This window comes from Exiguobacterium sp. s145, from assembly GCF_018618835.1.
Lineage (GTDB): Bacteria > Bacillota > Bacilli > Exiguobacteriales > Exiguobacteriaceae > Exiguobacterium_A > Exiguobacterium_A artemiae.
In genome coordinates, this window is record NZ_JACSMV010000002.1 from 14,460 (window position 1) to 32,501 (window position 18,042).

An 18,042-nucleotide genomic window follows, 5' to 3' on the forward strand; every position below is an offset into this window, starting at 1 on the left:
TTGTCTTTTATTGCAGTTATAACGATGAGATGCTGATTTGCAACGAGTCGAATGGTTACCCATCTGCGCAGTTTTCGATGCAACTGAGCGCTCCCTGTCTGACAATTTAACGTTGCGTGAAATAACTATTTCACGCAAACTAGTGTACGGTCTACCAACGTTTGGTATACTCATGACAGAGAGGGGATAGAATGATGAGTTTGTTTAAAAACCTAGGAAAAACAGTAAAACCGATACCCCTTCCCGCCCATACGATGGATCTGCCGGGGTATGTCCGGATGCCGGACTTCATCCGGTCCTATATCGATCACTTGGCTTCAAAAAATTTCTCGAAAGCAACGATGCGGCGGTATGTCTACGATTTTGATTCGTTTTTCCAGTTCGTTGCGGAAGCATCGGGAGAAGCAATTCAGGCGCGGGATATCACGCAAGAAGCGTTTCTTGAAATTGACGGGTCCGGGATTGCCGCTTATGCGGAATACTTAGCGTTAACGAAACAAAATGCCCCGAGTGTCATCAACCGGAAACTATCGGCCTTGCAGTCGTTATTCCGGCATTTGATTGATATCGGCGTGCTGTCGGAAAATCCGGTCGCGAAAATCAATCGTCCGAAACAGGCGAAACGGGATCCGGTTTACTTAACGAAACGCGAATGGGACGAACTCATGCAGCTGTTGCCGTCGAACGTCGAGATGAATGCCCGGGAAGCCACGCATTATGAGCGGGATCGCGTCCGGGATATCACGTTGTTTCAGCTGCTCGGGTACAGCGGGATGCGGCTCAGCGAAATGACACAATTGACCTGGAATGCCGTCGATTTCCATGAAGGGACGATTCGCGTCATCGGGAAAGGCAACAAAGAACGTGTCATCCCGCTCGCGAAACCGGTCCGGGTCGCTCTGCGAAAATTTGCGGCGCATTACAGTTTGACGATGCGGGGACCTGAACCGATTTTTCAGAAGCAAGGAAAAGCACTGAGCCCCCGGGCGGTCCAACATATCTTAAAGCGGCACGTCGACCGCTTGCGTCCGGTTTTGCCGTTTTTGGAACGGAAACAGATCACGCCGCACAAATTACGGCATACATTCGCAACGCGCCTCGCGACCGGCGGGGTCGATGTCTTGACGATTCAACAGTTGCTCGGTCACGAATCAGTCGCAACGACCCAGGTTTATGCCCATATTGGTGATCGAGAGAAAAAACGGGCGATTGAATTATTTGATAGTGAACGATAATTGTATTATGTCACCTATATCCTGATGAAAGGAGTAACGGGATGAATTATGGACTAAGTGAACGGAAAATCAAACAAATGTCGGATACCTATGCGTTCCGTCGCGGCAAACGCTACGTCGCCGCAAAAAAAGTCACGTTGCGGAACTATCAATCCGGTGACTTGCTTGTCGAAGCCGCCGTTCAAGGCGAAGATCTGTTCACCGTCACCGTCCGCGTCAAGGAACACGGCGTAGATGCGGGCTGCAACTGTCCGTCACTTGCGATGGATCAATCGTTTTGCGGACATATCGTTGCCGTGTTGCTAGCGATGCATCATGTGCAAGTCTACGGCACACCTGGCGGAAATCAATCATTAATCCGTCCGTTTGCGACGACGCGGCAGACCGAAGATGCCGCGGTGACGGCTTATTTGCAAACATTAAGTAAAGCGGAACGGGCAAAAATCAGATTTGATGTCAACGGTTCGGCGATTGTGATGGAAAGCATCACGGCGCAACAACGTTTTATCATCAGCCCAATGTATTTTGACCGACTTTTACAAAGGCGTGACCACTTACGGAATCTTGCCGATGTCTGGCTCAGTCCCCCGCTCAAACAACGGCTCGTCAGCGGTCCGCCGACGGTCGAGCTGGCGCTGGACCGGGAAGCTGGTGGACTTGAACTGCTCGTGACGTTTATCTATCAGGGAGTTCGGATTAATCCGTTGCAAGAGACAGATTGGCTCGGGCGCGATGTATCGCTCGAAGGAGCCGTCCTCCGCTACGTGACGGAGAGTGGCTTCCTCGAGCGGAACGGTCGCTATCGATTAGAGGAAGAAGCGGCGGAATATCAATTTCTGAAAGGTTTGCTCGATCCCCGTGTCGTTTACGGTGAACTCGTCGTTCAAGTGACGGAAAGTATCCGCCAATCCTTACCGAACGGACCGTTCCATCCGCGGATTGATGTCGACACGACGGACCGCCTGGATTGGTTAACCTTCCGCTTTTCCATGGACGGGATTCCGGAAACGGAACTGAAGCGGGTCCTCGCGTCACTTGTGACCCGGAAAACGTACCACCGCTTAACGAATGGTCAGTTCGTCTCCTTTGAGACACGAGCCTTTCAACAATTGCAACGTCTGTTTCGGCAACTCGAAGCCGCGGAACAGGATCAACTCGACGCGGTGCTCCGGATGCCGACCCTGCCGAACCTCAAACATCTGGTCGGCGCCTCCTTCTTGCATGTCCATAAACAATTAACAGAACGATGGCTCGAGCTGAAAAATGGAACAGGAGTCTACCTGAACTTCCCGGAAGTACTCGACCGCCACTTGTATCCATATCAGCGGGCAGGGATCCAGTTCATGGCGAATCTCGCCGGACACGACGGGCACGGGATTTTAGCGGATGAGATGGGACTCGGGAAAACGATTCAGGCGATTGGGTATCTTGAGACGCTGCCGCCGGGACGGGTCTTAATTGTCGCCCCGGCCTCCCTGCTCCATAACTGGCAGGCGGAACTCACGCGATTTGCCCCGACGAGAACGGTCCATCTGTTGACCGGAGCGCGAAAGCACCGCTTGGACCAAATCGAGACAGTACCAGCGGACGGGATTTTTTTGATTTCCTACCCGTCGTTACGAGCCGACATGGAGGCACACCAGGCCGTCGAATACGACGTCGTAATTTTTGATGAGGCACAACATCTGAAGAATCCGGCGTCACAAACCGCTGTCCGCTTGCGCCGGATTCGGGCGAAACGTCGGTTTGCCTTGACCGGAACGCCGCTTGAAAACCGGACCGATGATCTCTGGTCGATTTTCCGAGTCATCTTCCCTTCCTTGCTGCCGGACTTACAGACGTTTCAAACGTGGTCGCATGACGAGATCAAACGATTCATCCGTCCGTTTCTGATGCGGCGGACCAAAGATGAGGTGTTGCAGGATTTACCGAAGAAGCAGATTGTCCATCACTATACAGACCTTGGCCCGACACAGAAAAAGCTTTACGCCTCCTACTTATCTAAACTGCAACTGGAAACATTGCGTCATTTGGATGAAACGAAACGTGAGGACCGGATTAAGTTGCTGGCCGGTTTGACCCGCTTACGGCAGATTTGCTGTGATCCGGCGCTGTTTGTCGAAGATTATACAGGCGAATCCACAAAACTCGAACGTCTGCTGACGTTAATTGAAGAAAAATTAGCCGCCGGACACCGGATCCTGATTTTTTCCCAGTATACGAAGATGCTGGCCCGGATTCGGGAACGACTGGCAGCACGACAACGTGCCCACTTTCTGCTGACGGGTGAGACACCGGTTGAGGACCGGGTCGCACTGTGTGAAAGGTTTAATGCCGGTGAAGTTGATCTCTTCCTGATTTCCTTGAAGGCCGGCGGGACCGGTCTGAATCTGGCGACGGCAGATACCGTCATTTTGTACGACAGTTGGTGGAATCCGGCCGTCGAGCAACAAGCGGCTGACCGGGCTCATCGATTGGGACAGCAGTCACCGGTCGAAGTGATCAAGCTGTTGATGACCGGAACGATCGAGGAAAAGATGGCGGAATTACAAGATCGCAAAGCGACGATGATTGATGCCGTCTTATCGGATCAGAAGCCGGATATTTTAACGATTCGTGAACTCGTCCGTCTGCTCGATTCCCCCGCTTTTATCGATTCAGCAGGTGAGTAACCACACAAATCAAAGAAAATCTTAAAAAAATGAAGGACCTTCAATCCGTTGTCTATCAACAGGTTTGAAGGTCTTTCGACAATCAAATTCAGAAAAAAAGGTTTTAACTTTTGAAAGATAGGGGTATATCTACATTAGCACCGTATAACACGGTCGCTTTTCAATTATTGTTTCTCAATATCAGCGTAATGACCTGGGAGAGAAATGCTACTTACTCACTTCGTTTTTCATTTCTGAATGAAATCCAGTTGAACTAGCATTTAGCGCATGAATTTCTGTTGGAACCTATTGTTCCACTCCTACATTCATTACCTTTTGAGGGCTATACCAAATTCAAGGGGGAAATGAACATGTCAGTAACATTAAAAGTAGAAGAACGCGAAGTACGCCCGCGCTCACTTAGAAAGCAATTACGTCATGAAGGAAAAGCTCTTGGTGTCGTGTATGGCTACAAAGTGGAAAGCACACCGATTTCATTCGACGAAAAAGAATTGGTCAAAGTTGTCCGTGATCACGGCGAAAACGTCTTGGTTGCTCTTCAAATCGGCGGTAAAAAGGTCAACACATTGATCAACAAACTCGATATGGACATCTTTACACCAACAATCAAACACGTTGAATTCATCGCTGTTAAAATGGATGAAGAAACAGAAGTCGAAACGGATATCGTCCTGGTCGGCGAAGCAGCTGGCGCGAAACTTGGCGGATTCCTTTCACAAACACTCTTTAAAGTAACAGTTGCCGCAACACCAGATAAATTACCGGAACGCATCGAAGTGGATGTAACGGAACTTGCAATCGGAGATTCGATTACAGTCGCTGATCTTCCGGAAGAAAAAGATTTCCGTGTCGTCACAGAAGGTGACATCCAAGTTGCAGCGGTCGTTGAATCGACACTTGAAGCTGAACTTGAAGAAATCGAAGAAGCAGAAGCTGAGGCACAAGCAGCTGATGCGGATACAGCGACAGACGATTCAGAACAAACTTCTGAAGAGCAAGCTGAAGAAAACAAAGAAGATAAAGAGTAATCTTTTCTCCCCTCCCCTCGTGGGAGGTTTTTTTATGCATATTGACAAGTCGCGGCGACAGCCGTACAGTGAAGAAGGTACACATCATTGACACATCCACTAGGGGAGCCCGCTCGGCTGAGACGATTTACTTCGGACCCTTTGAACCTGATCTAGTTCATACTAGCGTAGGAAAGTGGAGCGGAATCCTCGTGCTCTTTTTCTGCATCTTGCAGGTTACACGACCGCTCTCTTTTCATAGAGGGCGGTCTTTTTTGTGGTTTCTTTGTGGGTGTGCATTCAAAGGAGAAGTGATTATGAACAGTTGGAAAATGAAAGAAATCATCGTCATGATGATGCTCGCCGTAGCTTGTGGTGTCCTCTACTTAGGATGGTCGACGTTATGGTTGCCGATCTCGGCCATCTTTGGACCGGTCGGAGCAAACTGGATGTTCGGCATCTGGGTCATCGCCAGTCCCCTTGTCGCCTACATCATTCAAAAACCAGGCGCGGCATTGATTGCAGAAGTCGTCGCTGCTGCCGTCGAGTTGTTTACAGGGAGTCACTTCGGTTTATCGGCTTTATTGATTGGACTTGCGCAAGGCATTGGCGCTGAGGTTGCTTTTCTGTTAGTCGGCTACCGGAACTTCAACACCTTCACCTTGATGCTGTCGGGCATGTTTGCGGCTGTCGGAAGTATGGTCTATAGTCTGGTCGTCAATGGGTTCGCCTACTATACGACGACGACACTGCTATTGACGTTTTCCCTGCAACTGGTCAGTGGGGCATTACTTGGCGGATTGCTCGCGAAAATCATCGTCGACTCACTCGTCAAGACGGGAACGCTGAACGGTTACGCCGTCGGACGACAACAGAAACGGCGGGCTGCCTGATGTGGTGCCGGAATCTGACCGTCCGCTATCCGGATCAAGACCGAGATGTTTTAAACGACTTGACCGTGTCGCTCCGGCAAGGAGAGACGACCTTATTGATTGGTCCGAGCGGCAGCGGCAAAACGACCTTCTTGCATACGCTTGCCGGTCTGATGCCGGAAACGATTGAGGCGGAAGTCACCGGTGAATGGCGCGCAGACGGAACCGTCGGCATGCTGTTTCAACAGCCGGACGATCAGTTTTGCATGCAGACGGTCGGGGCGGAAATCGCCTTCAGTCTGGAAAACCGGAGTATTCCCCGCGATGAAATGGAAGAACGAATCAGAACGGTGTTGAAACGGGTTGGACTCGACCTCGCCTTGACGACGCAAATTGCCGGACTGTCCGGCGGGATGAAACAACGGCTTGCTTTGGCCTGTGTGTTGGCACTCGAACCGGACATCCTGTTACTCGATGAACCGACGGCGCAACTCGATCCGCACGGCCGCCGATTGATGATGGAGCTGATTGAAGAATTGCATCACAATCCGAACGTGACACTGGTGTTGATCGAACATCAACTGGAAGAATGTGTGACGTTTGCTGACCGTGTGTTGGTCTTTCGGGAAGGACAGCTGAGGCTTGACGGTTCCCCGCTTGAAGTCTTCGAAGAGAAACGGGAGGAACTGATCCGGCACGGTATCATGTCGCCATTGCTCTATCCTTATACACTCGAGACGATTCCGCTGACGGTCGCAACAGCGCGGTTTCTGAATAACCCGCCCGTCGCAAGACGTCCGGTGGCAAACGAAACGACGTTTGATTTGACCGATGTGACGATCACGCATGGCAAACGGGTGATTCTCGACCGGATTTCGCTGACCGCGTCCGCCGGAGAATGGATCATGCTCGTCGGACGCAACGCTGCCGGTAAAAGCACCCTGCTTGAGACGCTGGCAAAACTGTTGCCGGCGCAAAGCGGGACGATCAAGCTGTTTCAGACACCTTTGAAAAAATGGCGGGACCGGACGTTTTACCGGCAAGTTGGTTTCGTCTTTCAGCAACCGGAGTTTCAATTTCTGAAACAGACGGTCGCCGATGAACTGGCCATCAGCTCTCCGTCAACGGCACGAAGTCAAGTAGCTGACGCCCTGCAACACTACCGTTTGGAGGATGTCGCCGCTCAGTCCCCGCTTGCACTCAGTCTCGGGCAAAAAAGACGCTTAAGTGTCGCGACGATGTTGCTGGAACGAAAAGCTGTCCTGTTACTCGATGAACCGACCTTCGGACAAGATGCTGAGACGACCGCTCAGATTCTCGATGTGTTACACCAAGCCCGGGAAGCGGGAACTACGCTGATCATGGTGACGCACGACATGGAGCTGGTCTACCGTTACGCCGACCGCGTTGTCGTCATCGGCGAGAAGCACATTCAATTTGACGGGGCACCGGATGAATTGTTCCGGAACGAATCATTGCTTGAGCATAACCAGTTGATCCGCCCGGTATCGGTACGCTATCAGCAACTCGAGGAGGTGAAACACCGTGCAGGAAAACAATTCGCTGCTCGCACGCCTTAATCCCGCCGTGAAGCTCGGAACACTGGTGTATGTCATGCTGTTGCTGATTACGACGTCACGTCTGCCGGTGACAGTCGCCTTGCTTCTGTTTGCAGCCGTCGGTGTAGCCTGTTCCGGATGGAAGCTGTCCACGCTGGTCTTCCGTCTTGTGCCGTATACGGTATTATTTTTGCTGACGTTTTGGATGATGGCGGCGTTCGGAAAAGGGGAAACGGAACTGTGGGCGTTCGGTTGGTTCCGGATCACGGAAGAGAGTCTTGCTCATGCCTGGCTGGTTGCAACGCGGATGCTGGCTTTTGTCCTGCTGAGCATAACGTTCGTCGCAACGACCGATCCGACCCGGTTCGTCATGAGCCTGATTCATCAATGCCGGCTACCGGTCCGTCTGGCTTACGGATTTTTAACCGGACTTCGCTCCATTCCGATTTTCCGTCAGGCGATCCGGACCATCCGTCAGGCACGCCGAATCCGGCAACAACGGTCGATTTGGCCGTGGCAGACATTTTTCGCAATCAGTCTGCCGCTGTTTACGACGAGTATCATCCGCTCGGAACGGATTGCGATTGCGATGGAAGCCCGTCAGTTTCGGGTCGAACGGACCTATTATGTCCGACCGGTCGTCACCCGCGTTGATGGATTGTTTTTCGGTCTCGTCTGCATCATCACGACGTCGCTTCGCCTTTTTGTCTGACAAGCAGAAGATTATGTCCACTCAGTTGAGGGAATCATATTCTCAGATGCAGAGAATTCAAAAAAAGCAGGTGAATGTCGTGAAGCGAATGGTCTTAGTCGGCGCAGGTCATGCGCATTTAGAATGCATAAAACAAGGGAGTCATCCGGAAATCGACTGGATTGTCGTCACCCCCTCCCGTTATCAGTATTATTCCGGCATGTTCTCCGGATTAGCAGACGGCACCTATACACTCGACGAAACCCGCATCGATGTCAAAGCATTATGTGAACGGCACGGTAAGACATGGATTGAGGACCGGGTCATGCGGATCGATGCCGCGGGCAAACAGGTCATTTGTCAGTCCGGACGGGTCGTCCCATATGATATCGTGTCCTGCAACATCGGTTCGAGCGACTGGGAAGCAAGCACCCCGATTCATGTCACGATCAAACCGAACTATCGGGTGGAAGATGCGTTCCAGACGTTCCGGAGTGCCGACTCCCCTGTCATCGTCGGCAGTGGTGCAGCGGCAGTCGAGATGGCCGCATCCTTTCAGTCAAACGGTACACCGGTCACCCTGATTCATGAAGAGCCGTTGCTCAGCGGTCATCCGGCAGGTCCGGAACTGGCCGCGCGACTCGATCAGCTGGGCGTCAACCGAATCGTGGACCGGTTCGAAACGCTGGACGGTCAAACGGCGCACTTGCGGTCCGGGCATTCCATTGAGACAGATGCCGTCTTATTTTTAGGCGGCGCCAGTGCAACCGAACTGTTCCGGGCATCCGACTTGTACTGTGATGCGCGCGGATTTTTACTGGTGCACGAGACACTGCAGTCGCTCGAGGATCCGTCGATTTTTGCCGTCGGGGACTGTGCGACTCTGACCGCATACCCGGAAACACCGAAGAATGGGGTGACGGCGGTGCGCCAGGCTCCGCTGTTGCTTCAGAATTTAATCCGGTTCGTGAACGACGAACCGTTACGGACGTTTCGACCGCAACGGTATTATTTGACGCTGCTTGCACTCGGTCATCGCCAGGTCACCTTGCTGTACGGCCGATTTTACCGAACCAACCGGCTCAGCTGGTACTTCAAACAATGGATCGACCGACGATTCATTAAGAAATATACGGTCTGAATCAACAGGCAGAAAGGTGAATCGCTCATCTTTTCTGCCTGTTTTTCGTTTAGGGAATATGTTTAAAAAAAGGAAGATGATCTCGTGAACATGGTAATATAATGGATAATTCATTAAAGGAGGAATTATCATCAAGAATAATGTACGGATTCTCGCGCTTCTATCCAGCATCGTGTTAACCGGCTGCGGGCAAGAACGTTTGCTGGATCTTCAGCCTGTCCCTTCCAATTGGTCCGCCTATTCCTTTGTTTCCGACGAATACTCGGATCAGGAAGTCCCCGTTGAACAAAAGAACCAAATGTTGCGGACCTGTATGCAGAACAAAACGGTGTCTCTTCCGAAATCATATCGGACATTAGAGACATTTGGCATGTTTTTTACGTTAAATAATCTGGGAATTGCGCCGTTTCCGACCGAGATTGTTTATTTGGCACAGGGCAATCAGATGTACCTGTCATGTCGCTCGCCGAAGACACAGGACTTGCGTGTCCATCCGGTGAAAGCGTCGGACCATCCGTGGGTCCGCTTGACGAAGGATTCGGATCATGTCGCCCTTCAAGCACCCGTCTCGATTCCGTTGACAGAAGAACAAATGGACCGACATGTATCCGTCAATCAGGAAATGAGCGTAGACAATGAATTTGCGAAGGATTTGAAGCCGTACCATGCGTTTCAATTGCCGATTTCGGGACAGTTGTTGTTTGTCATGACAGAGTCCGGTCAAGAACACATCATTCGAAACATTCCGCTGTCGTCCCTTCACCAGCAAGGCGAGTTTTATTTGGTGAGCCGCCGTCATATCGACGGATCAACGTCCCGCTCGTTGACTTTTTCACGTGACGGTTGGGACATGACGGATCGACAAATCATGACAGCCGACAAATCGACCCGGATCAAAACGAAGCAACTTTCCTTGCCGAAAACATTACCGGTCAATCAAACCGTTCCCTTTGTGAACCTTCAAGTCGTAAAAAAAGAACGGGTAGTGGAAGAAAAGACGCTGTCCGTTCGTTATCGGCCGCTTTACCGTCCGGTCAAGGAATACCAACTCGAAGATGAGCCGCACGGAATCACGGCTTACTTCCATCCGACGATGAAATCGTTTGAACAGGCGAAATTAAGTGAGATGGTCATTCTGCCGGAGCGGCTTTCCCGGGCGATGACGGAAGAGTTAAAGGCGGTGACGTTGGAAGATCCGCGAGGTACACGCACACCATTTTCTTATATGACATTGCTTGAATACGGCAACACGCAAACGTTTAACGTGTATCTGAAAAAACGTGCGAATAAGACGGACCTTTATTTGCAGGATCAACGGACGAAAAAAAGTGCCCGATTGTCAGGTGAGTTGGCACGCCAAGTCAGCGAACAATTAGAAGCACCTTAATTCGGAACAGTTCCAGACGTTATCCTTTCCGAGATCTGATAGTTTCATTCAAAAGACGCAAACTCAAAAAGAGATCAGGGTGACAGATTTGGAATCTGCCACCCTGATCTTCGTAGAAACGGACTTTTATGACCGATATCAGACCGATTGACCTGATTTTAAATACGCAACCAGTGTTTCCGTGAACTTCTCGCGTTCGTCGAGGAACATCCCGTGTCCGCTCTCTTCAAAGACTTCAAGACGTGAACCGTTGATGTTTTCATGCATGACTTCAGCAAACTCGAACGGACAGACTTGATCTTTTTTACCGTGCATGATGAGTGTATCGACCGAAATCTTCGGCAGACCGTCCCGTAAGTCTTCGTCCCGTAAGGCAATTGCTGACTGGATTGTACCGTGGGATGAAGCATCGACACTCAAATTATGGAACCATTGCTGGAGCGGTTCCGGATGCTCTTTCGCAAAAAAGATTTCCCCGAATCCTTTTAACATCGATGGACGGTCCTGTTTCGTGTCCTCAATCAAGGCATCGACTTCCTCTTTCTTCATGCCGTACGGATAACCGTCGCGTTGCGTGAAGACCGGTGCAGCCGCCCCTGCTAGGATCAGTTTTGAGACGTTTGACTCTCCGTGATTCAAGAGGTATTTTAAAGCGATTCCGCCGCCCATCGAGAAACCGAGTAATGTGACGTTCGTTAATTTCAATTGCTGAATCACTTCGTTGATATCCGACGCCATCGTCGTATAGTCATATCCGGTCGCCGGCGCATCCGATTTACCGTAGCCGCGGTAATCGACGCCGATATAACGGTAGCCTTCTTCGAGCAGACGGTTTTTCTGATATTCGAACATGTTATTGTTTGCCGGCCATCCGTGGAGCATCACGACCGGTTGTCCTGAACCGATATCTTCTACATAAATCTTCGTTCCGTCGACTGCCTGAATAAATGTACCCATCTGTAAAAACCCCCTTGTTTTAATTGATGTAACTTCCGTGCACAATTAGAAGATACCCGGTTATAACCGGAAACTAACATCTTAATTTTAAACTGTTTTCGCAAAGTCATTCGTTTTTGAAAGGATTATTGATATATCTTTGAAATAACACATAATGGAAATAGGTGTTATTCAACTAACGGGACAGGATTGATGAATGGAAATATGCAGAAAAGGCGGTAGGTTCTATGGAGATAAAAACTAAGCGATGTACTGTACGTCGGTTTGATAAAGAAAATCTAGATGATTTTATGCGATATAGAAATGATGAGAACTGGATGCAGTTTCAAGGATTCAAAGGATTGACCAAGCAAATGTATGCTAAAGAATTACTTAGCGAACCCTCTCTTTTAAAAGGTGCACAACTTGCCATAATCAACAATACAACTAATCGATTGATTGGTGATATTTATTTAAAAAGGGATCATTGCACTTTTTGGGTGGGATACACGATAAGTCCTCTTCATGCTAAGCAAGGCTATGCATATGAAGTACTTGCCGCAATTGTAGACTGGGTCAAGCAAAAAGGTTGTGTCAGAATAAATGCGAGCGTGTCACCTGAAAATCTTCCTTCAATCAACTTACTTAAAAAGCTTACATTTACTTTTCTTTCTTCAGATGAAGGAGAACATCTATATATATTGGATTTACAAAAGATGTGAAGTGATTCGCTTAAGCGATCACGGGCTTTAATTCAGGTCTTTTTTTAGTACGTTAAAGGGCTCTGTTTGGTCTTTATTTTACAGTTCAAATGCCTGTTCATATAGCTTAGTCCACATTGTCCAACGTCTCACCGGATTAGATTATAATAACTCTCTATTTTCAGATTTGAATTTTATTGGAAGTGAAAGGGTGTCCTCATGGTAAAATATTGTTAAAAGAAGGAAGGAGCGATTACCATTAAAAAATCCGTACTCGCAATCAGTTTCGCCGGTAGCCTGTTCCTGACAGGATGCGGGACAGAATCCTTATTACAGTTAGAACGCAATCCGAATTACTGGGAAGCTGTAAATTTTTCGGATGAATTATTTGAACCGGTACCGAGACAGCAGTCCGCCTACCTGTTAAAAACATGCGAAAACACAAAAAAGACGGCTCCCCTGCCGAAACAATACCGGACACTTGGTGAATATGGACTTTACTTCAGCTTACAACAAGTCGGAACCTATACCCCGCCGATTGAGTTGCAATACATCGCAACAGGAGATACCTACTACTTAACGTGTCGTTCACCGAAAACAAATCGGCTGACGGCGCACCCGATTCAATTAAAAGAGCATCCTTGGCTGAAATCAACCTCCGGTCAAGAACGTTCACCGATCACAGAACCGGCTTTAACCGTCCGTACATATAACAAAGCAGCAAAACGGAAAGCAGAGGCTGTAGATGTGTCAAAGAACGTGCAACGCCTGTCAATCGAGTTCCCGGTAACAGGGCAACTCGTGTTTCTGGAAAAAGAAGAAGACGGTCAACAGCAACCCCTTTTCGGATTACCGGCATCGTTTTCCTATCCGAAACTTGAGTTGTCGTTCGAAAAGACGACGGAGGGTCTGTCGTCCAAGACATATGCATTGATGATAAAATCAGACCAGTACTTTAATCAAGAAGACGTTGTAAAAACTATCGGTAAACAAGCCGTTGATTTGACCTATCACCCGCTTCCTGACATCTTACCGGTGAACAAGACGATTCCGTACGTGACTTTCCAATCAAAAGACACGGAAAAGCCGCTGAATAAGACGATTTCTCTGCGTTACGAGACAACAGTAAAAGATATTCGTGTCCGCGGCTTTAACGGGATTGGAAATGATAGCAAGGAAATTCATGGATTTCTGCATCCGAACGACGCTGCACTCAAAGACGGAAACTTCCGGCAATTGTCTCTGTTACCGGACAAGCTTGCCAAGCAGGTTTCGAACGATTTAAAGGAAGTAACGCTTGAAAAAATCCAAGGGAAGCGGGCAGATATCCGGTATATGACATTGATTCAAAACGGAAAAAGCCAATCGTTTGAACTATACGTAAAAGCACGTGCCAACAAAACCGATATCTATGTCAAAGATACAAAAACGAAAAAAACAGCGAAACTGTCCGGTAAAGTCGCAGCCGATCTCCTGACAGAAGTGGAGGAATAACTATGCGTCAACTGATTCCCGTCCTGCTTGGTGCCGTCCTGTTGAGCGGCTGTAGTCCGGAGGCAAAACCAATCGATTACACCTACTTACCGCAAGTGTACGACACGTTGAACCTGACTGATCTCAAGAAAGATGATCCGAAGCTGGGTGCCCTCATCAAACAGGTGTGTGCGACAAAACGGGTGGCTGCCCCGAAGGATTATGCAGTCGGCACACAATATTTCGTTAATCTCGTCAGCCAGTTTCCGGAATCGATGGGCGAGCAGGCCGTCTATCTGAAAACAAAACAGGATCGTTTTTTGTATTGCCATGATTATATTTCAAAACCCGGTTATCACAAGTTGACTCCAAAACAGGATCGCTTTCCATCCAAACACCTGGTCACGCCTCACGATCAGATAGAGTTTCAGAAGTTATCTTCTAACTTCGAGGAAAGTGTCCGCATCTCCGGCAGATCCTTGATGAAATCTGCACGACAGCTGACGGTCCCGACGACCGGTTATCTTGTCGTCCGGGCAACAAATGATCAAACGAAACAGACGGTCGTCACGAACATCATGGAGCTGACACCGTTTGTCGGATCCGTCCCGCTTGTTCTCGAATCGAACATTCAGATTCAAGAACCGTACGAAGTCCAGTTGAATCTGATAGGGCAAGCACGCTATCGTGCGCCCATTCATTCTTCGAAGGAGCGAAGTACGATTCAGTTCAAGGAGGCACCACATGCAGACGGCACTTACGGTACGGTCACCGTCAAAGAAAAAACCGGACAGACGACCCGTTACCAGCTGACCGTCAAGCACGAACAACAACTTCCGCCTAATCTTGACGTGCCGCCGGACGAACTGTACGACGCGGACTATTCGTTACCGCGTTTCGCCCTGTTTCATGACCGGCCGCTCGGAAAGCTGAAATTTGTGAACGGCGATTTAGATATGGCGGAGCCGCTCGCACCCGATGCCTACATCGAGACGTCACTCGAAGAATCCAAACAGTTGGTTCGGCTGATTGAGGACAGTGAAGAGGCGGAGCGGAAAGGACGACTCGCCGAGCGGCCGTACTTGACGTTGATGAAGGACGAAAAAGCACAACAGTTCAAGATTTATCTCGACCGGCGGATCAAAAAAACCGATGTCTATCTCGAAGATGTCCACCGGAAGATCAGTTTTAAGTTGCCTGCAGAAGGGCGCGATTTGCTGCTTGATACCTATCAGGTCAAATGATTTAAAAAATCAGCTGTTCGACGAGGAAAATGACCGCACAAAACAAGATAAAGGCGATTCCTTCCTGCAACCACTCCCCGCGCGTCAGCCGCTCCCGTAAAAAGGACCCGCAGGCAATCAGCAGGGCAAAAAAGTACAGGTAGACAAAACCGCCGGACAGGAAAAAACCGATGATGAACATCATGCCGAACAAAACTGTCAAACCGGAAACGATGCCTTTACGTGTCGCCATCTTCCGTCACCTCTCGAGGTTCAATTTTAATTCTTTTACCCGCTTTCCGAATCATCCACTCCAGACAAAAACCGTCTCTTCCCCATTCATGGGAAAAGACGGTTTTGCTTAAGCGTGGGTATGATCGGCGACGACGGCATATTCCGTGACAGCGTTTGACAGGACAAGCGGTTTGACTTCCGATGTTCCTTCATCCCGTTTCTTATGGACACCTTTATAGGCCTGGCTCGCCTGCCAGGCATGGAAATGCTCCTGTTTGTCCCACGTCGTCATGATCGTGACGACATCATGCTCATCCTGACTGAGATCCACTAAGACCTGCATCCGGACAAATCCTTCCATCTGCTCAATTCCTTTTGTCGTCTGAAAACGTGCCGCGACTTGATCGGCTTTCCCGTTTTGTACACGCAGTTGATTCATGACAATCCACATACTATGTCCCCCTCTGTCTGAACTATCCCTAGTATACCGAACGCAAGACGGCTCTTCCCAGTCCGGAGACTTCAGTCAAGCGTATTCGACAACCGGCGCAACTTTTCGTTGCCCTGTGCATCGACAGCATGAATATCAAAAAAGAGCGACCGGGGAAAGGCTTCCGGCAAGGCTTGAATCGTATGGAAACTGTCCTTTTTCCGGACATCCAGCGTCCGTTTGATGTCTTTCAGCGGTACGTTCCGTTCCTGTTTCCCGTCGTACGTCGCTTTATACGGATCAAATGTCAACCGGTTCAGGTTTTGGGAGCGATTTTCCCCGTAAACGGCCAAATAACGTTTTTGCTCGATTTCCAGTAACCGTCCTTCAAACCAGTCGTTTGGTTGCGGCGCTTGGCGGATCAGGCGGACGATCCGATAGGTCGAGTCCGTTTGTTGCAACACGAGTAACAGATGCGCTTTTTCCGTTTTGACGAATGCAATCGTATGGCTGTCACCGAGCGGTTCGATCCAGTACACCTGTTTGGTCGAGAACGGAACCTTCGCCGGGTACTGATTCATGACATCGATCAGCGTTTGAGGCGTCACGCCATAAGCAGCAATCTGTGCCGTTTGTTTCAGTGAGGAGAGCAATCCGCCAGCGAGACAAATCATAGCCAAGAACAACCAAATCCGTTTCTTCATGCCGAACCTGAAGACGGAATAAAGTGTTTGACGAGTGTGTAGTGCGAGAATCCCGGTGGATAGTCCGCGATCACGCCGACTGTCTCATATCCGTATTTTTGATAGAAGTCATACGCCTGAAAAGAAAACGTCGTCACAAGAACGCGGTTAACCCCGGATTGACGCGCTAACGTTTCGATTCGGTGTAACAGTTGACTGCCGAGACCTTGCGCACGTAAGCTGTCCGGTAGATAAAGAAATTCAATCTCAAGCCAACCCCAATAGATTTCCCCATAGATTCCTCCGACAATCTGTTCTTCCTCGAATACCATCACATGGACGGGATATATCGCAGTACGGCGTTTTTTGGCATGGTGCGGAGATTGTTCATCATTATACGTCCGAATTTTTTCTTGCAGAAACGTTTTGTAGGGAGTGGATTCTTCCGTCCCTTCCCGAATAGTCAGCATCAGCCTCTCCCCTTTTCTCATTTTCCGATTGAAAAACCGTCAAAATAACGACCGCCATGCGCATCGAGCCACTGTTCCACCAAATCGATGACAGACTGTTTTTGATCGGACCGGAAATACACATCAAAAGCGTCCGCTAATCGTGTGGCCTCGACCGGATCGACGATTGCCAGACTGCGGATCAGCCATTTTCCTTGTCCTGTCCAGTGACCGGATGCCCGCAACCGGAAGTCCGTTGCTTGTTCGAGCAACCGGGAAGCGATTCCGAGCCCGTCCGTCCGATCGGTCACGCCGATAAAATCATCAAGCAGATCGGTCAGAAAGTACCGGGCCCGGTCCATTTCAGTAAGTGAAAGAATCGGCGGACCGGCGAGTAACTCCGTTTCAGCTTGTGTTTTCAGCGGCACAAGCATCGGGTGATCCCGCACGACGAGACCTTCCGCGACCATCCGTTGCATGGAAGGGCGCCCCCGCTTGCGATCCTGTTGAAAGAAGGCGAGAATCGTCGAACTCGAATGGATGAACGCCTCAACCGGATATCGATCGAAGGTGAACGATTCTCGGTAAGAAGCGGAAACGGATTCATAAAACACGACGAGATCCAAATCGGATGTCGCAGTCGCCTGCCCCCGGACAAAACTTCCGGCGAGTAAAGCGGCGTCACAATCCGGATAACGGCTCTCGACCAGCAAGTGGGCAAGCTGCAGGGCGTGCGACAGCTGATCACTCATGTGTCTGATTATGCAAAAGCGTATTGTCGGAAGCGAAAACGGCCAGTTCATCGCCCGGTACGGCGACGATCGAGACAAGGCCTTTATCAGGTAACGTCATATCGATGGCCCATGATTCGTAATACGTATCCGACCCGTTGATCACAAGCGTTTTTCCCGAACTGAAGGTGATGAACAGATGAGGAGCGGCTTTTCCGATTCGGACGGCAATGATTCGTTCGGTATGTAACGTCACAATCAAGTGAAGCATCTCTTCTTTCGGCATATGGCGGACGACCCAGTCCTTCGAAGATTCGACATCCCCGTAATACAAGCGGTCGGTTTCAATCCGGATTGAGATATCTGGAATCGTGGCATCATAAAGATTAATCAGTTCGATGCTGATAAAGCCTGTCAGGTGAATCGTCGAGATTTGAGTCCCTGTCAAATACGTAGATACGAGCTTGCGGGCAATTTGATGATCTTCTTTGTTCATAATTCCACCTCTTCACGAAATAGTTGACGGTGATGTCGATCTAGTTGTCATTTTTCTATCCTCTAAATTTACCACATATTTGCAGACGACGGGAATGGCAACAACAAAAAACAGATGACCGT

The 18,042-nt window shown here is 49.5% G+C and carries 18 protein-coding genes and 1 riboswitch; of the genes, 11 read left to right on the top strand and 7 right to left on the bottom strand.

The window, feature by feature from the left end; all coding sequences use genetic code 11:
- Positions 1–194 precede the first annotated feature (194 nt).
- From KNQ07_RS02910 to KNQ07_RS02945, 8 genes are all read left to right on the top strand, one after another.
- Positions 195–1,235 carry a tyrosine-type recombinase/integrase gene (locus KNQ07_RS02910; RefSeq protein ID WP_251135914.1) on the top strand — a complete coding sequence of 347 codons (1,041 nt, stop codon included), beginning with the start codon at positions 195–197 and terminating at the stop codon, positions 1,233–1,235.
- A 41-nt stretch (positions 1,236–1,276) separates the two neighbouring features.
- Positions 1,277–3,907: a DEAD/DEAH box helicase gene (locus KNQ07_RS02915; protein ID WP_214764743.1), complete on the top strand. Its 2,631-nt coding sequence runs from the start codon at positions 1,277–1,279 to the stop codon at positions 3,905–3,907.
- A 350-nt stretch (positions 3,908–4,257) separates the two neighbouring features.
- Positions 4,258–4,935: a 50S ribosomal protein L25/general stress protein Ctc gene (locus tag KNQ07_RS02920; protein WP_026832883.1), complete on the top strand. Its 678-nt coding sequence runs from the start codon at positions 4,258–4,260 to the stop codon at positions 4,933–4,935.
- Between the two features lie 91 nt (positions 4,936–5,026).
- Positions 5,027–5,126: riboswitch (TPP riboswitch) on the top strand.
- Positions 5,127–5,231: 105 nt separating this feature from the next.
- The gene (locus tag KNQ07_RS02925) at positions 5,232–5,807 is read left to right on the top strand and encodes an ECF transporter S component (RefSeq protein ID WP_012370460.1); all 576 of its coding nucleotides are present in this window, start codon (positions 5,232–5,234) and stop codon (positions 5,805–5,807) included.
- Complete coding sequence (locus tag KNQ07_RS02930; protein WP_214764744.1) at positions 5,807–7,366, top strand: ABC transporter ATP-binding protein; 1,560 nt, start codon at positions 5,807–5,809, stop codon at positions 7,364–7,366. Before KNQ07_RS02925 ends, KNQ07_RS02930 begins: the two co-directional genes overlap by 1 nt.
- A complete protein-coding gene (locus KNQ07_RS02935; protein ID WP_214764745.1) occupies positions 7,332–8,057 on the top strand; it encodes an energy-coupling factor transporter transmembrane component T family protein in 726 nt (241 codons plus the stop codon). Before KNQ07_RS02930 ends, KNQ07_RS02935 begins: the two co-directional genes overlap by 35 nt.
- Positions 8,058–8,145: 88 nt before the next feature.
- On the top strand, positions 8,146–9,177 hold the full coding sequence (locus tag KNQ07_RS02940; RefSeq protein WP_251139467.1) for an FAD-dependent oxidoreductase: 1,032 nt from the start codon (positions 8,146–8,148) through the stop codon (positions 9,175–9,177).
- Between the two features lie 370 nt (positions 9,178–9,547).
- The gene (locus tag KNQ07_RS02945; protein WP_214764747.1) at positions 9,548–10,564 is read left to right on the top strand and encodes a hypothetical protein; all 1,017 of its coding nucleotides are present in this window, start codon (positions 9,548–9,550) and stop codon (positions 10,562–10,564) included.
- A gap of 138 nt (positions 10,565–10,702) precedes the next feature.
- Here KNQ07_RS02945 and KNQ07_RS02950 read toward each other — a convergent pair whose 3' ends face one another.
- Entirely contained in the window at positions 10,703–11,521 is an 819-nt protein-coding gene (locus tag KNQ07_RS02950) for an alpha/beta fold hydrolase (RefSeq protein WP_214764748.1), read from the bottom strand.
- Between the two features lie 227 nt (positions 11,522–11,748).
- Here KNQ07_RS02950 and KNQ07_RS02955 point away from each other — a divergent pair, with 227 nt between their 5' ends.
- The 3 genes from KNQ07_RS02955 to KNQ07_RS02965 all read left to right on the top strand — a co-directional run bounded on the left by KNQ07_RS02955 (position 11,749) and on the right by KNQ07_RS02965 (position 14,918).
- Complete coding sequence (locus KNQ07_RS02955; protein WP_214764749.1) at positions 11,749–12,222, top strand: GNAT family N-acetyltransferase; 474 nt, start codon at positions 11,749–11,751, stop codon at positions 12,220–12,222.
- Between the two features lie 522 nt (positions 12,223–12,744).
- On the top strand, positions 12,745–13,695 hold the full coding sequence (locus tag KNQ07_RS02960) for a hypothetical protein (protein WP_251139444.1): 951 nt from the start codon (positions 12,745–12,747) through the stop codon (positions 13,693–13,695).
- 2 nt (positions 13,696–13,697) lie between these two features.
- A complete protein-coding gene (locus tag KNQ07_RS02965; protein ID WP_214764750.1) occupies positions 13,698–14,918 on the top strand; it encodes a hypothetical protein in 1,221 nt (406 codons plus the stop codon).
- 1 nt (position 14,919) lies between these two features.
- Here the strand turns inward: KNQ07_RS02965 and KNQ07_RS02970 are convergent, their stop codons facing one another.
- The 6 genes from KNQ07_RS02970 to KNQ07_RS02995 form a co-directional block, all read right to left on the bottom strand.
- Positions 14,920–15,150: a hypothetical protein gene (locus KNQ07_RS02970; RefSeq protein WP_214764751.1), complete on the bottom strand. Its 231-nt coding sequence runs from the start codon at positions 15,148–15,150 to the stop codon at positions 14,920–14,922.
- A 108-nt stretch (positions 15,151–15,258) separates the two neighbouring features.
- Positions 15,259–15,582: an antibiotic biosynthesis monooxygenase gene (locus tag KNQ07_RS02975; protein ID WP_026828280.1), complete on the bottom strand. Its 324-nt coding sequence runs from the start codon at positions 15,580–15,582 to the stop codon at positions 15,259–15,261.
- A 71-nt stretch (positions 15,583–15,653) separates the two neighbouring features.
- A complete protein-coding gene (locus KNQ07_RS02980; protein ID WP_214764752.1) occupies positions 15,654–16,265 on the bottom strand; it encodes a hypothetical protein in 612 nt (203 codons plus the stop codon).
- On the bottom strand, positions 16,262–16,714 hold the full coding sequence (locus KNQ07_RS02985) for a GNAT family N-acetyltransferase (protein WP_214764753.1): 453 nt from the start codon (positions 16,712–16,714) through the stop codon (positions 16,262–16,264). The genes KNQ07_RS02980 and KNQ07_RS02985 overlap by 4 nt, the downstream gene beginning before the upstream one ends.
- A 17-nt stretch (positions 16,715–16,731) precedes the next feature.
- Positions 16,732–17,445, bottom strand: a complete 714-nt coding sequence (locus tag KNQ07_RS02990; RefSeq protein WP_214764754.1) for a nucleotidyltransferase domain-containing protein — start codon at positions 17,443–17,445, stop codon at positions 16,732–16,734.
- Entirely contained in the window at positions 17,438–17,920 is a 483-nt protein-coding gene (locus KNQ07_RS02995) for a hypothetical protein (RefSeq protein ID WP_012370446.1), read from the bottom strand. The genes KNQ07_RS02990 and KNQ07_RS02995 overlap by 8 nt, the downstream gene beginning before the upstream one ends.
- Between the last annotated feature and the right edge of the window lie 122 nt (positions 17,921–18,042).

Bases quoted from the DNA above. Each gene is read 5' to 3' on its own strand.
- KNQ07_RS02910 (WP_251135914.1), top strand. From the start codon at position 195: ATGAGTTTGTTTAAAAACCTAGGAAAAACAGTAAAACCGATACCCCTT.
- KNQ07_RS02930 (WP_214764744.1), top strand. From the start codon at position 5,807: ATGTGGTGCCGGAATCTGACCGTCCGCTATCCGGATCAAGACCGAGAT.
- KNQ07_RS02915 (WP_214764743.1), top strand. From the start codon at position 1,277: ATGAATTATGGACTAAGTGAACGGAAAATCAAACAAATGTCGGATACC.
- KNQ07_RS02955 (WP_214764749.1), top strand. From the start codon at position 11,749: ATGGAGATAAAAACTAAGCGATGTACTGTACGTCGGTTTGATAAAGAA.
- KNQ07_RS02925 (WP_012370460.1), top strand. From the start codon at position 5,232: ATGAACAGTTGGAAAATGAAAGAAATCATCGTCATGATGATGCTCGCC.
- KNQ07_RS02920 (WP_026832883.1), top strand. From the start codon at position 4,258: ATGTCAGTAACATTAAAAGTAGAAGAACGCGAAGTACGCCCGCGCTCA.
- KNQ07_RS02975 (WP_026828280.1), bottom strand. From the start codon at position 15,582: ATGTGGATTGTCATGAATCAACTGCGTGTACAAAACGGGAAAGCCGAT.
- KNQ07_RS02965 (WP_214764750.1), top strand. From the start codon at position 13,698: ATGCGTCAACTGATTCCCGTCCTGCTTGGTGCCGTCCTGTTGAGCGGC.
- KNQ07_RS02970 (WP_214764751.1), bottom strand. From the start codon at position 15,150: ATGGCGACACGTAAAGGCATCGTTTCCGGTTTGACAGTTTTGTTCGGC.
- KNQ07_RS02945 (WP_214764747.1), top strand. From the start codon at position 9,548: ATGTTTTTTACGTTAAATAATCTGGGAATTGCGCCGTTTCCGACCGAG.
- KNQ07_RS02940 (WP_251139467.1), top strand. From the start codon at position 8,146: ATGGTCTTAGTCGGCGCAGGTCATGCGCATTTAGAATGCATAAAACAA.
- KNQ07_RS02995 (WP_012370446.1), bottom strand. From the start codon at position 17,920: ATGAACAAAGAAGATCATCAAATTGCCCGCAAGCTCGTATCTACGTAT.
- KNQ07_RS02950 (WP_214764748.1), bottom strand. From the start codon at position 11,521: ATGGGTACATTTATTCAGGCAGTCGACGGAACGAAGATTTATGTAGAA.
- KNQ07_RS02980 (WP_214764752.1), bottom strand. From the start codon at position 16,265: ATGAAGAAACGGATTTGGTTGTTCTTGGCTATGATTTGTCTCGCTGGC.
- KNQ07_RS02985 (WP_214764753.1), bottom strand. From the start codon at position 16,714: ATGCTGACTATTCGGGAAGGGACGGAAGAATCCACTCCCTACAAAACG.
- KNQ07_RS02990 (WP_214764754.1), bottom strand. From the start codon at position 17,445: ATGAGTGATCAGCTGTCGCACGCCCTGCAGCTTGCCCACTTGCTGGTC.